Source organism: Pseudomonas sp. PAMC25584 (assembly GCF_058135675.1).
Genome location: NZ_CM176870.1, coordinates 5,745,625 through 5,759,695 on the forward strand (window position 1 = coordinate 5,745,625; position 14,071 = coordinate 5,759,695).

Sequence of the window (14,071 nt, forward strand, 5' to 3'; positions counted from 1 at the left end):
CCTATGAACACGCCCTCCCACCGATCGGCGGCTGCGCCATCCAGCGCGCTGAAAATCGAAACCCGCTCCATTGACTACGTGCCGCGCAATGAACGCCACGGCAAAGTCTGGCATCAGGCGCCGTTCTGGTTCACCGGTAACTTCGTACTGACCACCCTGGTCACCGGGTTTACCGGCGCAGCGTTGGGGCTGAGCCTGGTGTACGCGATCCTGGCGATTGTCATCGGCGTGTGCCTGGGCACGTTCGCCATGGCGTTCCACGCCAACCAGGGGCCGCGCATGGGTTTGCCGCAGATGATCCAGTCGCGGGCACAGTTTGGCCTGCGCGGGGCAATCGTGCCCTTTATCGCGGTGGTGTTCGTGTACATCGGCTTTAACGTGTTCAACGTGATTCTGGCGACCGACGCCATCAATACCGTGCTGCCCGGCAACCGCGCGCCGTGGTACGCCTTGATGATCATCCTGGCCGTGGTGATTGCCGTGATCGGCCACAACCTCCTGCACACCGTGCAACGCTGGCTGACCTACGTGATGATCAGTGTGTTCGCGGTCCTCACGGTCGCGGCCGTGATCAATCTGCAGGCCGACACGGCAGTGGCCGACGCGCATTTTTCCTGGTCGGCCTTTCTGATCCAGCTTTCAGCCGCCGCGGGTTACCAGATCAGCTACGCCGTCTACGTCTCGGATTATTCGCGCTACCTGCCCCATGACACGCCGTCGCGCAGGGTCATCACCTGGACGTACCTGGGGGCAGCGAGTTCGGCGCTGTGGCTGATGTCGCTGGGGGCGTTTCTCGCCTCGGCGCTGCCCTCACCCGACGCCATCGGCAGCGTGCAGGCGGTGGGCAACCAACTGCTTCCGGGGTTTGGCACCTTTACCGTGTTGATCGCCGTACCCGCACTGGTTGGCATCATGGCGGTCAACTGCTACGGCGCGATGCTGACCGGTATCAGCGCGATTGACGGCTTCATCTCGATCAAACCGGGCATCAAGGCGCGCATCGTGGGGATCAGCCTGGTGGGCGGGGTGATTTTTGCCATCGCCTTGAGTATCCCGCAGAGCTACCTGCAGAGTTTCAATACCTTCGTCTTGCTGATGCTGTATTTCCTGGTGCCCTGGACCGCCGTCAACCTCGCGGACTTCTATGTTGTCCGCAAGGGGCAATACGCAATCAGCGACATCTTCAACCCGGACGGGATCTACGGCCGCTGGTCGGGTGCCGGGCTTGTTTCCTACTTCCTCGGCCTGGGGGCGATGACACCGTTCATCTCGCTGGGGTTTTACCAAGGGCCCATCGCGAAGGCCTTGGACGGGGCGGATATTGCATTCGTGGTAGGCCTGGCAGTTTCTGCGATTGCCTACTGCCTGCTGTCGTGTACGCGTGACCTGAGCGCTGAGCAACGCGCCATTGAAGCCAGCGAACGCCTGTTTGAAGGCGATGAGTCATGACACCGATACGCGTTGTCTGCCATCAATTGGCACCGCGCCTGGGCGACGCCGACGACAACCGTCGCCTGAGCGAAACGGCGATCCGCAGCGCGGCCACCCTGGGTGCCCACGTGGTGGTGCTGCCCGAACTCATGCAAAGCGGCTACGCGTTCAATGACCTGGCAGAAGCCAGAGCGGTGTCGGAGCCGCTCGATGGCCCGACGCTGAGTCTGTGGAGAGCCCTGGCTATCGAATTGGGCTTGATCGTCGTCGCGGGCTTCTGCGAGCGCCTGAGTGCCGGCCGAGTGGCCAACAGCGCCGCGCTGATTGAGCCCGACGGTAGGCTGACGGTGTACCGCAAGGCGCATCTGTGGGACCGCGAAAAACTCATCTTCACTGCCGGCACTGCCCCGCCGCCACTGGTGGAAACGGCGGTCGGGCGCATTGGCGTGGTGATCTGCTACGACCTCGAGCTGCCCGAGTGGGTCCGCCTGGCGGCCCTGGCCGGTACCGACCTGCTGTGTGCGCCAGTGAATTGGCCGGACAGCCCACGGCCCGCCGCAGAGCGCCCAGGCGAAATCGTCCGCGTGCAGGCCAATGCGGCGGTCAATCGGATGTTTATCGCCGCGTGTGATCGATACGGTGAGGAGCGCGGTGTGAATTGGGTGGGCGGCTCAGTCATTGTCGATGCGGACGGCTATCCGCTGGCCGGCGGGGTCTCCCAGCAACAAGAACAGCGCCTGGTCGCCGACCTGCCGCTGCTACAGGCGCGGAACAAACACATTAGCGAGCATAACCACGTTCATCTGGACCGCCGCCCAGGGCTGTACTGAAACGCCTGGCGCCCGCGCAGGGCGCACGAGCGCGCCTAGAACTCGATCCGCACGTCGCCCTTCGGCACGCTGCAGCACGACAGGATGTAGCCTTCGGCTTCGTCTTCCTCGGTAATCCCGCCGTTGTGGTCCATCTCGACCTCCCCGCCCAGCTTGAGCACCTTGCACGTACCGCAAATCCCCATGCCGCAGGCCTTGGGAATCAGCAGGCCGAGCTTGGCGGCGGCGGCGTGGACGGTTTCACCCGGCGCCACGCGAATGCTCTTGCCCGAGGCGATGAACTCGACCTGATGCAGATCCGCCAGGTCGACTTCCGGCGCGTCGGCGGCTTGTTCGGCCTGTTCCACCGCGTCGGCGCGGGCCTCTGCTGGCGTCGCGCCGAACGACTCTTCGTGATAACGCGCCATGTCGAAACCAGCGGCTTCGAGCAAGCGCTTCACCGCCGTCATGTAAGGCGTAGGGCCGCAGCAGAACACTTCGCGCTCCAGGAAGTCCGGCACCATCAATTCGAGCATCTTGTGGTTCAGGTAGCCGCGATACCCGGCCCAGGGTTCGCCCAGGCCGTGTTTCTCGCAGATCAGGTGCAGGCTGAAGTTGTCGATCCGCGAGGCCATATGTTCCAGCTCGCGGTGATAGATGATGTCTTTGGGTGAGCGCGCACTGTGGATAAACGTCATGTCGACGTTGGCGTTGGTGTCGTAATACCAGCGCGCCATGGACATCACCGGGGTGATGCCGACGCCGCCGCTGAGGTACAGCACCTTGGGATTGCTGAAATCGATGGCATTGAACAGCCCGACCGGCCCGTGTACCGCCAGCTCCTGGCCCTCGTGCAGGATGTCGTGCAGCCAGTTGGAGACCTTGCCGCCGGGTACGCGCTTGATCGTCACAGAGAAGCTGTAAGGCACCGACGGTGAGCTGGAGATGGTGTAGGAACGCATGATCGGCTGACCGTCGATTTCCAGCTCTAGGGTGACGAACTGCCCCGGCTTGAAAAAGAACAGGATCGGCTGGTCGGCCATAAAGCAGAAGGTGCGCACGTCCCAGGTTTCCTGGATGACTTTGACGCAACGGACGATGTGCCGACCATTGGCCCAGGTCTGGGTGGTTACCGGATTCAGGAAGTTGCTGGACATGCTGTTCTCCACCGCCGAGGCTCGGCCTTATAGTGGCGATTCTGCGTAACGCGAGAACCACCCATTTACCTATCTGCGACATTCACATACTTATCGCGACCAGCCCCCAACGACATAGGGTTGCGCGTCGGGAACAGATTGGGCCATGTCGCCCATGGATAAGGTTCACCGCAACAGCGGCCCCACACTCGCTGCCAACAACGACGCTTTCTTTACGCCTTGCACTGCACTAACCGTAGCCACTTTTCGCCGGCCACACAGAATGGCCATGAGGACACATACGATGGACGTCACCGCAACCTTAAGCTTGGGCGATCCGCTGGAACCCGCACGCAAGGCCACCGCGCAGATGCTGCAAGAGCGCGAGCGTACATTCTCGCTGCCACAGCCGTTCTACTCTGATGAACGGTTGTTTGATATCGACATGCAGGAGATCTTCCAGAAAGAGTGGTTGATCGCTGGCATGACCTGCGAGATCCCCACCAAGGGCAACTACCTGACCCTGCAAGTGGGCAAGAACCCGATTATCGTGATCCGTGGCGCCGAGGGCGTGGTGCATGCGTTCCACAACGTCTGCCGCCACCGCGGTTCGCGCTTGTGTACCAGCGACAAAGGCAAGGTCGCCAAGCTGGTCTGCCATTACCACCAGTGGACCTACGAACTGGACGGCCGCCTGCTGTTCGCCGGCACCGAGATGGGCGCCGACTTCGACATGAAGCAGTACGGCCTCAAGCCGGTCAACGTGAAGACGGCCGGCGGCTACATCTTCATCAGCCTGGCGCAAAACCCGCCGGCCATCGATGACTTCCTGTCGACCCTGAACCACTACATGGAACCCTACGACATGGAGAACACCAAGGTGGCGGTGCAAACCACCTTGATGGAAAAGGCCAACTGGAAGCTGGTGCTGGAAAACAACCGCGAGTGCTACCACTGCAACGCCTCGCACCCGGAGCTGTTGAAAACCCTGCTCGAATGGGACGACGTCACCGACCCGCGCGCCGACCAGGCCTTCAAAGACCACGTGGCTGCTTCCGCCGCTGCCTGGGACGCCGAGAAGATCCCTTACGCCCACGCCAGCTTCGGCCTGCGCAACCGCATCGTGCGCATGCCACTGCTCAAGGGCACCGTGTCGATGACCCTGGACGGCAAACAGGGCTGCAAAAAGTTGATGGGCCGCATCAAGAACCCGGACCTGGGCTCGATGCGCATCCTGCACCTGCCGCATTCGTGGAACCACTGCATGGGCGACCACGTCATCGTGTTCACCGTGTGGCCGATCAGCGCCCAGGAAACCATGGTCACCACCAAGTGGCTGGTCCACAAGGACGCGGTCGAAGGCGTGGACTACGACGTGGAGCGCATGCGCCAAGTATGGGACGCCACCAACGACCAGGACCGTCGCCTGGCCGAAGAAAACCAGCGCGGGATCAACTCCACCGCCTACCAGCCCGGCCCTTACTCCAAGACCTATGAGTTCGGCGTGGTGAACTTCATCGACTGGTACAGCGAGCGCATGCTCAATAACCTCGGCGCGGCGCCGGCGCCCTACCTCAAAGGCGTAGCCGCCCAGTAACCGACCCTGGGGGAGCGGGCTTGCTCGCTCCCTCATTGGGTTCCGCACTGATCAAAACTTGATCAACCCCGCGAAACCCCTCTCTACGCCTGCCCTCCAGGCTTTGCCTAACAACTTATCCACAGAGCCACCCACAGCAATTGTGGGCAAGTGCGCCGGCCCGTCGAAATTAAATCAAGAAAATCCGTGACTTATTCGACTTGGCCGTTTTAAGACGCCACTGGTCAATTTTTGAACAACTCCACGTAAGCCATATAAACCGTGCCCTGCAGCGGTACGCGAACACCTTATCCACAGAAGCACCAACAGACTTTGGGGGCAACTTTGACGAGGCTGTGGAAAACCCGCTAAAACCTTCATAAACCGGGCTATCCAAGCGTTTCAGAGCGCAAAAAGCCGCAATTGATCATATTTCAACCAGATCAGCGCAAGCCTTTATTTATATGGGCTGCAGAGGGAAGCGAACATCTTATCCACAGAAGCGCCAACAGACTTTGGGGGCAAGTCTGCACAGGACAATTACCCTGAACACAAAAAAACCCAAGGAAAAACCGCGAGTTAGCCTGGTTGTTTTTCGTACAGAGGGCTGCAGGGCTTGATTTACAGGGGGTGTGGACAGCCGCGAACAGGTTATCCACAGACGGGTCAACAGGGATTGTGGGTAACCACACTCCCCGTCCAGGATCAGCGAACCACGCCTTCCTCAACCAGCAGTTTGAGAATGGCTTCAGCGCCCGCTTCCGGGCTGAGGCCCTTGAGCACCTGCCCACCGCCGCCACTGGCCTTGGCCGTGGCCGCCTTCATCCGATCCGCGCCGCTCTTGGCCTTGATCACCTTGAGCCGCTTGGGCCGGGGCTTGGCCGGTTGCAGCACGGCACCTGTGAATAACTCATCCTCTGCAACCTCGACTTCGTGGGCCGCCAGTTCGCCGCGTTGCGCCGGGCCATACGCGCTTTGCCGAGGCTTGGGCGCAGCGTTATCCACTGTGGCCAGAAACGGCAGGCGCACCTTCAAGCGCCGCCGCTGCCCGCGTGGCAAGGCTTGCAGCACGTGGGCCACGCCGCTGTCGATGGACTCCACCTGCGCCAGCCCGACAATCAGCGGCCAGCCCAGGTGTTCGGCGAGCAGGAACGGCAGCATCCCCGAACCTTCGCCGGTTTCGGCCTGGCTGCCGGTGAGCACCACCTGGGCACCGGCGTCGCGCAGATACTCGCTGAGCACCGGCAAGGCATCCGCGCCGGCCGGTTGTTCGAGGACATGCAATTGCGCCAGCCCCATGCCCAGGTAGCTGCGCAGCGTGGGCTCGGCGATGTTGCCGGCATGCAGCACCTGCAACTTATCCCCGGCCATCTGCAGGCCCAGCTCGACCGCGCGCGCGTCCTGCTCGGCGCGGCGCGGGCGCCCGGAGGTGGGGTGGGCGCCGATGGAAACCAGACTGATTACATACGTGTTCATGGCCCTATCCTTTGCTTAAGCCGCATCGCGCTTGGCGCCGTTGCGGAAGGCCTCGACCGCAGCGATCAAGGCTTGCAGAATCGCGGCGCTGTCGCCGATCACCGACAGGTCGGCACGCTTGATCATGTCGCAGCCCGGGTCGAGGTTGATCGCCACCACCTTGTCGCAGGCGCCAATGCCTTGCAGGTGCTGGATCGCCCCGGAGATACCGACCGCCACATACACCCGCGCCGTGACCCAGGTGCCGCTGGCGCCGACCTGGCGATCACGCGCCATGAAGCCATCGTCCACCGCAACCCGCGAGGCGCCTTCGGTGGCGCCCAGGGCGGCGGCGGCCTGGTGGAACAGCGCCCAGTCCTTCACGCCGTTGCCGCCAGAGAAAATGAACTCGGCCTCGGCCATCGGAGTCGCCGCCGGGTCCACCGCCACCGCGCCGAGGTCTTCGATGCGCGGCAGGCGCCGCGCCAGGGCTGTGGATAACTCCACGGGCAGCACTTCATGACGGGTCTCGCTGACCGGATCGGCGCATTCAGCGGCGGCCAGGATCAGGCGCGGCAGCGGCCGCGCCAAGTCTTGCTGACCGGCACCGGCACGGCCGATGCATTGCTCGCCGTTGATCTGCCAGACCCGCGTGGCCGGGCGCTCTTTGAGACTGGCAGCAAAACGCCGGCCCAGTTCACCGCCACCGCTGCGGCTGTCCGGCAGCAACCAATGGCGCGGGTTGAACTGGTTATCCACAGCCCGCAGGCCCTGCACGCGTTGCTCCGGTGAATAACCGTCGAAGGCGTGACCTTCCAGCACCAGCAGGCGGTCGACACCGGCCGTGGCAAACGCGTTTTCTTTGTGTTCACCAAACACCACCGCCAGCACCGCACCGTCACTGCCGGCGAGTTGCCGGGCCAGGCCGAGCAGGTCACGGTCGTGGCTGCTCAGGCGGCCGCCGACCATGTCCGGCACCACGTTGATGTAGAACGCAGGGGCCGCCACCTGATGCAGCGGCAACTGCACGTCCACTGCCGCCGTGCGCTTCGCCGCGCCGCCTTGTTGGGCGCCGCTGCGGTCGATGCGTTTGATGCCGTTGGGGCCGATAAAACCGACACCGTGGACGTTTTTGCGGATGACGCCGTTGGGCCCCATCCAGCTGTGTTGCGCCGGTTGCATCGCCGCATGCAGCGGGTGCAGGCGGTTACGGGCGATCCATTGCGCGCGTGGGTCGCGGCGGATAATGTCGCTCATCAATGCACCTCCGCGGGTTCACGTTTGATCGGTGATTTGGCGGGCACGGCGTCGTCGAGCAACGCATCGGCCACCAGCTCGGCGATGTCTTTGATCAGTGGACGCGGTTCGACCACGCCTTCGAGCATCGCGGTGCATTGCGGGCAGCCCACGGCCACCAGCTCGGCGCCGGTTTCGCGGATGTCGTCCATGCGCATATCGGGGATACGTTGCTTGCCGGGAATGTCGGTGATCGGCGCGCCGCCGCCGCCGCCACAGCAGCGTGAACGGAAGCCCGAGCGCTGCATTTCCTTGACCTCGATACCCAACGCGCGCAGCACTTGGCGCGGCGCCTCGTATTCGCCGTTGTAGCGGCCCAGGTAGCACGGGTCGTGATAGGTCACGCTGTTGCCTTTGTATTGGCCCAGGTTCAACGCGCCGTCGCCGATCAGCTCGGCCATGAAGGTGCTGTGGTGCTGTACGACATAGTCACCGTTGAAGGCGCCGTATTCGTTTTTCAGCACATGGAAACTGTGCGGGTCGCAGGTCACGATGCGCGTGAAGCTGTACTTGGCCAGGGTCTGGATATTGCGCGTGGCCAACAGTTGGAAGGTCGCTTCATCGCCCAAACGCCGGGCCACGTCGCCGCTGTCGCGCTCTTCCAGGCCGAGCACCGCGAAGTCGACCTTGGCCGCTTTCAGCACTTTGACGAAGGCGCGCAGGGTGCGTTGGTTGCGCATGTCGAAGGCGCCGTCGCCGACCCAGAACAGTACATCGGCGCTGCCCTTTTCGCTGAGCAATGGCAGGTTCAAATCCGCCGCCCAGTTCAGCCGGCCGCCCGGTGCGAAGCCGCCGGGGTTGTCGGTGGCGATCAGGTTTTCGAGGACTTCGGCGCCCTTGTTCGGCGTGGCACCTTTTTCCAGGGTGAGGTGGCGGCGCATGTCGACGATGGCGTCCACGTGCTCGATCATCATCGGGCACTCTTCCACGCAGGCGCGGCAGGTGGTGCAGGACCAGAGGGTGTCGGCGTCCACCAGGCCGTTGACGATTGGCTGGTGCGGGTTGCCGCTGTGTTCGCCGATCGCTTTTCCAGGATACGGGCTGCCGGCGAACTTGGCATCGGTGCCGCCGGCCAGGCCGACGACCATGTCCTGAATCAGCTTTTTCGGGTTCAGCGGCTGGCCGGCGGCGAACGCCGGGCAAGCCGCTTCGCACTTGCCGCACTGCACGCAGGCGTCAAAACCGAGCAATTGGTTCCAGGTGAAATCCTTGGGTTTTTCCACGCCCAGGGGCGCGTTTTTATCGTTCAGGTCCAACGGCTTCAAGCCGGTGGAACGGCCACCGCCGAAGCGCTCGGCGCGGCGGTGCCAGGCCAGGTGCAAGGCACCGGCGAAGGCGTGCTTCATCGGCCCGCCCCAGGTCATGCCGAAGAACATTTCCGACACGCCCCACAGCACGCCCACGCTCAGCAGCGCAGCCAGCAACCAACCACCGAAGTCCGCCGGCAGAATCCCGGCCACCGGCAAGGTCACCAGGAAGAAGCTCAGCGAAAACGCCATCAGGCTTTTCGGCAGGCGCATCCACGGGCCTTTCGACAGGCGCGCTGGAGGATTACGCCGACGCAGATACACAAACGTGGCGCCGACAAACATCAGCACCGACGCCAGCAACAACGCATAGCCGAGGATGCGGTTATGCAGGCCGAAACCGTGCACCAGGATCGCCAGCAGCGCCGACAGCACAAAACCCAACGCCGTGGCGACGTGGGTGTTGGCGATGTATTTGTCGCGGGCGACCACGTGGTGCAAGTCGACCATGTAGCGCTTGGGCATGGCCAGCAGACCGCCCAGCAGGTCGACCTTGGACGCACGGCCACGACGCCACATGGCGGCCCGCCGCAGTGCGCCCAGGACGGCAAGGCCCAGCGCCGCAAACAGCAGAATCGGAAGAAGAGTATTCAACATGGTGAAGCTCCCACAGACCACACAGATCTAGTGTGAAACCGGGCCCTAAATGTGGGAGGGGGCTTGCTCCCGATGGCGGACTGTCAGTTGATACAGCTGTAGCTGACCCACCGCTATCGGGGGCAAGCCCCCTCCCACATTTTCAGACCAAGTCCACATTGGTTCGGTGTCGGGTCAGAAATCCTTGCACAAGCGCAGGGCGTCATAGATCGCAGCGTGGGTATTGCGCTGCGCCACACAGTCACCGATGCGGAACAGCAAATAGCCCTCGCCCGCTTCGCTCAGGCACGGTTGCGGCTTGATCGCGAACAGCGCTTCGATGTCCATCTGGCCCTTGTTGCGCGAGCCGGGCTTGAGGGCGTAGTAGATCTCTTCATCCGGGCGCACGCCGTTCTCGACGACCACCTGATCGACCACCCGCTCCTCTTTGGCGCCGGTGTATTCGTTCTCCAGCACTGCCACCAGCTTGTCGCCTTCGCGGTAGACCTTTTCCAGCATCATGTCGCCGGTCATGATCACTTCCTTGGGGTACATGCTGCGGTAGTAAGTCGGGAACGACGTACCGCCGATGGCCACGCCCGGCTTGATGTCGTCGGTGACGATCTCGACCTGGCTGCCCTTGTCCGCGAGGAAGTCCGCCACCGACATGCCGGTGAATTCGCAGATGGTGTCGTAGACCAGCACGTTCTTGCCCGGCGCCACTTTGCCGTCGAGCACGTCCCAACTGCTGACCACCAGGCCTTCGGCCGCGCCCCAGTGTTCGTTCTGTTCCAGGAACGGATGCCCGCCCACCGCCAGCACCACCACGTCCGGGCGCAGGTCGAGGATCGCTTCGGCATTCGCCGCCACGCCCAGGCGCAGGTCGACGTTCAAACGCGCCAGTTCCAGTTGGAACCAGCGGGTGATCCCGGCGATCTGGTCGCGCTGCGGCGCTTTGGACGCGGTGGTGATTTGCCCACCGATAAAGGCTTTTTTCTCGAACAGGGTCACGTCGTGGCCACGTTCAGCGGCAACGCGCGCGGCTTCCATCCCGGCGGGACCGGCACCGACCACCACCACCTTGCGCTTGGGCCCGGTGGATTTTTCGATAATGTGCGGCACGCCCATGTATTCACGGGAAGTGGCGGCGTTCTGGATGCACAGCACATCCAGGCCCTGGTACTGGCGGTCGATGCAATAGTTGGCGCCGACGCACTGCTTGATCTGGTCGATCTGGCCCATCTTGATCTTGGCGATCAGGTGCGGGTCGGCGATGTGGGCGCGGGTCATACCGACCATGTCCACATAGCCGCCTTCGAGGATGCGCGTGGCCTGGTTCGGGTCCTTGATGTTCTGCGCGTGCAGCACCGGGGCCTTGACCACTTCCTTGATCCCGGCCGCCAAATGCAGGAACGGCTCCGGTGGATAACTCATGTTCGGGATGACGTTGGCCAGGGTGTTGTGCGTATCGCAACCCGAGCCGACCACGCCGATAAAGTCGAGCATGCCGGTGTCGTCGTAGTACTTGGCGATCTGCTTCATGTCCTCGTGGGACAAGCCGTCCGGGTGGAATTCATCGCCGCACAGGCGGATACCGACGCAGAAGTCCGGGCCCACCTCGGCACGCACCGCCTTGAGCACTTCAAGGCCGAAACGCATGCGGTTTTCAAAGCTGCCGCCCCATTCGTCGGTACGCTTGTTGACGCGCGGGCTCCAGAACTGGTCGATCATGTGCTGGTGCACCGCCGACAATTCCACGCCGTCCAGGCCACCGGCTTTCGCACGCGCTGCCGCGCTGGCGTAGTTGCCGATCACGCGCCAGATCTCTTCCGGCTCGATGGTCTTGCAGGTCGCACGGTGTACCGGCTCGCGGATGCCCGAGGGCGACAGCAGGGTTGGCCAATGCTCGCCGTCCCAGCGCGAGCGGCGGCCCATGTGGGTAATCTGGATCATGATCTTGGCGCCATGCTTGTGCATGGCATCGGCCAGGTTCTGGAAGTGCGGGATGATCCGGTCGTCGGCCAGGTTCACCGACTTCCACCAGCCTTGCGGGCTGTCGATCGCCACGCTGGAAGAGCCGCCGCAGATGGCCAGGCCGATCCCGCCCTTGGCTTTCTCTTCGTAGTACTTCACATAGCGGTCGGTGGTCATGCCGCCGTCGGTGGCATACACCTCGGCGTGGGCAGTACTGAGCACGCGGTTGCGGATGGTCAGTTTGCCGATCTGGATCGGCGCGAACATTGCTTCGAAAGCCATGGCAGGGTTCCTCGACTTACAACGGCTTGACGGTGAACAGGCCGGAATCAAAGCCCTCTTCGGAGCCGCCGTAGACTTGTTCGGCCACGGTGCGAATCTGGCTGCCGCGTGCTTGCAGAATCTGGTCCATGGCGCCGGCAAACCAGCCGGTGAACATGTAGTCGACCTTGCGCCCGACCTTGCCGTACACGTAGACGAACGCCGAGTGTTCGAGCTTGACGCTGGCGGTGCCTTTATCCAGGTCGATGTCCTGGATCTTGAACAGGCCCCAGCCGCGTTGCGACAGGCGCTTCATGTAGTGCTCGAACACCGCCACACCTTCGAGGCCGTGGCATTCGGCTTCTTTTTCACACCAGTGCCAGGCGGATTTGTAGCCGGCCTTGTAGAGGATCGCGGCGTAGGCCTCGGCACCGAGGACTTCTTCGATGCCCATGTGGTTGTTGACGAAGAAATGGCGCGGTACGTACAGCATCGGCAAGGCGTCGGAGGTCCAGACACCGGTTTCGCTGTCGACTTCGATAGGCAATTGCGGGGCGATCTTGGCCATGGAAACTTAACTCCAGAAAATTCGTAGTGGTGTTGCCCGTGGGTGTTTGGCTTATTCGCCCCAAACGTCCTTCAAGACGTTGACCCAGTTCTCGCCCATGATCTTGCGCACCACGCGTTCGCTGTGGCCGCGCTTGAGCAGGGTCTCGGTGAGGTTGGGGAACTCGCCCACGGTGCGGATGCCCAGCGGGTTGATGATCTTGCCGAAGCTGGTCAGGCGGCGGGCGTAGCCCTTGTCATGGGTCAGCATCTCGAAGAAATCCTGGCCATGGCCCTGGGTGAAGTCGGTGCCGATGCCGATGGCGTCTTCGCCGACGATGTTCATGGTGTATTCGATGGCTTCGGCGTAGTCGTCGATGGTCGAATCGATGCCCTTGGCGAGGAACGGCGCGAACATGGTCACGCCGACAAAACCGCCGTGGTCGGCAATGAACTTCAGCTCCTCATCGGACTTGTTGCGCGGGTGCTCCTTGAGCCCGGAGGGCAGGCAGTGGGAGTAGCACACCGGTTTTTTCGATTCGAGGATGACCTCTTCGCTGGTCTTGGAGCCGACGTGGGACAGGTCGCACATGATGCCGACGCGGTTCATCTCGCCGACGATCTCGCGACCGAAGCCCGACAACCCGCCATCGCGTTCGTAGCAACCGGTGCCGACCAGATTTTGGGTGTTGTAGCACATCTGCACCACACCGACGCCGAGCTGCTTGAAGATCTCGACGTAGCCGAGTTGGTCTTCAAACGCATGGGCATTCTGGAAGCCGAAGATGATGCCGGTCTTGCCCTGTTCCTTGGCTTTGCGGATGTCGGCGGTGGTTTTCACCGGGATCACCAAGTCGCTGTTCTCGCGGATCAGGGTCTGGCTGGCGACGATGTTATTGATCGTGGCCTGGAACCCTTCCCACACCGACACGGTGCAGTTGGCAGCGGTCAGGCCGCCCTTGCGCATGTCCTCGAACAGCTCGCGGTTCCACTTGGCAATGATCAGCCCGTCGATAACGATGCTGTCGGCGTGTAATTGCGCTGGGCTCATCAGGCGTCCCCTTATTGGCGATTCGTGCGCCGAATCGTCTGCCGGCGCTTTGGGGTCAGCATATGCCGAGGGGCCGACCGGACCGGGTGCAAAAACGACAGGGGAATTGCCGAAAGCGTCAATCCGCGACGAAGGTCGCTATGACAGGTCTGTCTGACGGCTGTTCTTTGTCTTACGCTTGGGCCAGAATTCGCGCATCAACCGATATGAGACGGCGCAATGAAATCAATTTTCCTGGCTTTGGCACTCATCGCAACCGGCGTCCACGCGGCCGAAGACACCGACAGCACGCCGTGCGATGGCATCGAAAACGACAAGCAAACCCTGGAATGCGCCACCTACAACAAAACCACCGCCGAACAACTGCTCAAGGATAACTATCAAGGGCTGCTGGAACGCATGGGTTCGACCTATGGCAACAACAAGACGCAACTGGCGGACATTACCGCTCGTCTGAAGGATGCCCAGCAGAAGTGGGAAAAATTGCGCGACGCCGATTGCGCAGTGGACACCTTCCCGGCGGTGACCGGCACCAAACCCTATGCGATCGAGCTGAACGATTGCCTGGCGCGGATGAGTGATGAGCGGTCGGAGTTTTTGGAGTCGATTGGGCAGGAATAAGCGACAATCCTTGCCACTTTCAATCTGAACCA

General features: G+C 62.3%; 11 protein-coding genes. 4 read left to right on the forward strand and 7 right to left on the reverse strand.

From position 1 onward, the window contains the following. Window positions 1-3: 3 nt before the first annotated feature. On the forward strand, window positions 4-1,449 hold the full coding sequence (locus ACS5Q8_RS26950) for a purine-cytosine permease family protein (RefSeq protein WP_465159634.1): 1,446 nt from the start codon (window positions 4-6) through the stop codon (window positions 1,447-1,449). Then, complete coding sequence (locus ACS5Q8_RS26955; protein ID WP_276195214.1) at window positions 1,446-2,261, forward strand: nitrilase-related carbon-nitrogen hydrolase; 816 nt, start codon at window positions 1,446-1,448, stop codon at window positions 2,259-2,261. The genes ACS5Q8_RS26950 and ACS5Q8_RS26955 overlap by 4 nt, the downstream gene beginning before the upstream one ends. Window positions 2,262-2,296: 35 nt before the next feature. Here ACS5Q8_RS26955 and gbcB read toward each other — a convergent pair whose 3' ends face one another. Beyond that, a complete protein-coding gene (gene gbcB, locus ACS5Q8_RS26960; protein ID WP_465159635.1) occupies window positions 2,297-3,397 on the reverse strand; it encodes a glycine betaine monooxygenase reductase subunit in 1,101 nt (366 codons plus the stop codon). A 283-nt stretch (window positions 3,398-3,680) separates the two neighbouring features. Between gbcB and gbca the strand changes: the two genes are divergently transcribed. Beyond that, on the forward strand, window positions 3,681-4,973 hold the full coding sequence (gene gbca / locus ACS5Q8_RS26965) for a glycine betaine monooxygenase oxygenase subunit (RefSeq protein WP_465159636.1): 1,293 nt from the start codon (window positions 3,681-3,683) through the stop codon (window positions 4,971-4,973). A gap of 684 nt (window positions 4,974-5,657) precedes the next feature. On the opposite strand, the gene etfB is transcribed toward gbca, so the two are convergent. The 6 genes from etfB to ACS5Q8_RS26995 form a co-directional block, all read right to left on the reverse strand. Further along, on the reverse strand, window positions 5,658-6,428 hold the full coding sequence (gene etfB / locus ACS5Q8_RS26970) for an electron transfer flavoprotein subunit beta (protein ID WP_426100002.1): 771 nt from the start codon (window positions 6,426-6,428) through the stop codon (window positions 5,658-5,660). 15 nt (window positions 6,429-6,443) lie between these two features. Further along, on the reverse strand, window positions 6,444-7,664 hold the full coding sequence (etfA, locus tag ACS5Q8_RS26975; RefSeq protein ID WP_465159637.1) for an electron transfer flavoprotein subunit alpha: 1,221 nt from the start codon (window positions 7,662-7,664) through the stop codon (window positions 6,444-6,446). Continuing rightward, the gene (gene dgcB, locus ACS5Q8_RS26980; RefSeq protein ID WP_465159638.1) at window positions 7,664-9,607 is read right to left on the reverse strand and encodes a dimethylglycine demethylation protein DgcB; all 1,944 of its coding nucleotides are present in this window, start codon (window positions 9,605-9,607) and stop codon (window positions 7,664-7,666) included. Before dgcB ends, etfA begins: the two co-directional genes overlap by 1 nt. Window positions 9,608-9,781: 174 nt before the next feature. After that, window positions 9,782-11,842, reverse strand: coding sequence for a dimethylglycine demethylation protein DgcA (gene dgcA / locus ACS5Q8_RS26985; RefSeq protein WP_276195220.1), 2,061 nt, complete (start codon window positions 11,840-11,842; stop codon window positions 9,782-9,784). A 16-nt stretch (window positions 11,843-11,858) separates the two neighbouring features. Further along, window positions 11,859-12,389 carry a DUF5943 domain-containing protein gene (locus ACS5Q8_RS26990; protein WP_276195221.1) on the reverse strand — a complete coding sequence of 177 codons (531 nt, stop codon included), beginning with the start codon at window positions 12,387-12,389 and terminating at the stop codon, window positions 11,859-11,861. Window positions 12,390-12,440: 51 nt separating this feature from the next. Continuing rightward, window positions 12,441-13,418, reverse strand: coding sequence for a dipeptidase (locus ACS5Q8_RS26995; protein WP_017849539.1), 978 nt, complete (start codon window positions 13,416-13,418; stop codon window positions 12,441-12,443). A gap of 219 nt (window positions 13,419-13,637) precedes the next feature. Between ACS5Q8_RS26995 and ACS5Q8_RS27000 the strand changes: the two genes are divergently transcribed. Further along, a complete protein-coding gene (locus ACS5Q8_RS27000; protein WP_276195222.1) occupies window positions 13,638-14,039 on the forward strand; it encodes a lysozyme inhibitor LprI family protein in 402 nt (133 codons plus the stop codon). Window positions 14,040-14,071: the final 32 nt, after the last annotated feature.

Coding starts and splice junctions, on each gene's coding strand:
- etfB (WP_426100002.1), bottom strand. CDS start 6,428: ATGAACACGTATGTAATCAGTCTGGTTTCCATCGGCGCCCACCCCACC.
- gbcB (WP_465159635.1), bottom strand. CDS start 3,397: ATGTCCAGCAACTTCCTGAATCCGGTAACCACCCAGACCTGGGCCAAT.
- ACS5Q8_RS26950 (WP_465159634.1), top strand. CDS start 4: ATGAACACGCCCTCCCACCGATCGGCGGCTGCGCCATCCAGCGCGCTG.
- gbca (WP_465159636.1), top strand. CDS start 3,681: ATGGACGTCACCGCAACCTTAAGCTTGGGCGATCCGCTGGAACCCGCA.
- ACS5Q8_RS27000 (WP_276195222.1), top strand. CDS start 13,638: ATGAAATCAATTTTCCTGGCTTTGGCACTCATCGCAACCGGCGTCCAC.
- ACS5Q8_RS26955 (WP_276195214.1), top strand. CDS start 1,446: ATGACACCGATACGCGTTGTCTGCCATCAATTGGCACCGCGCCTGGGC.
- ACS5Q8_RS26995 (WP_017849539.1), bottom strand. CDS start 13,418: ATGAGCCCAGCGCAATTACACGCCGACAGCATCGTTATCGACGGGCTG.
- ACS5Q8_RS26990 (WP_276195221.1), bottom strand. CDS start 12,389: ATGGCCAAGATCGCCCCGCAATTGCCTATCGAAGTCGACAGCGAAACC.
- etfA (WP_465159637.1), bottom strand. CDS start 7,664: ATGAGCGACATTATCCGCCGCGACCCACGCGCGCAATGGATCGCCCGT.
- dgcB (WP_465159638.1), bottom strand. CDS start 9,607: ATGTTGAATACTCTTCTTCCGATTCTGCTGTTTGCGGCGCTGGGCCTT.
- dgcA (WP_276195220.1), bottom strand. CDS start 11,842: ATGGCTTTCGAAGCAATGTTCGCGCCGATCCAGATCGGCAAACTGACC.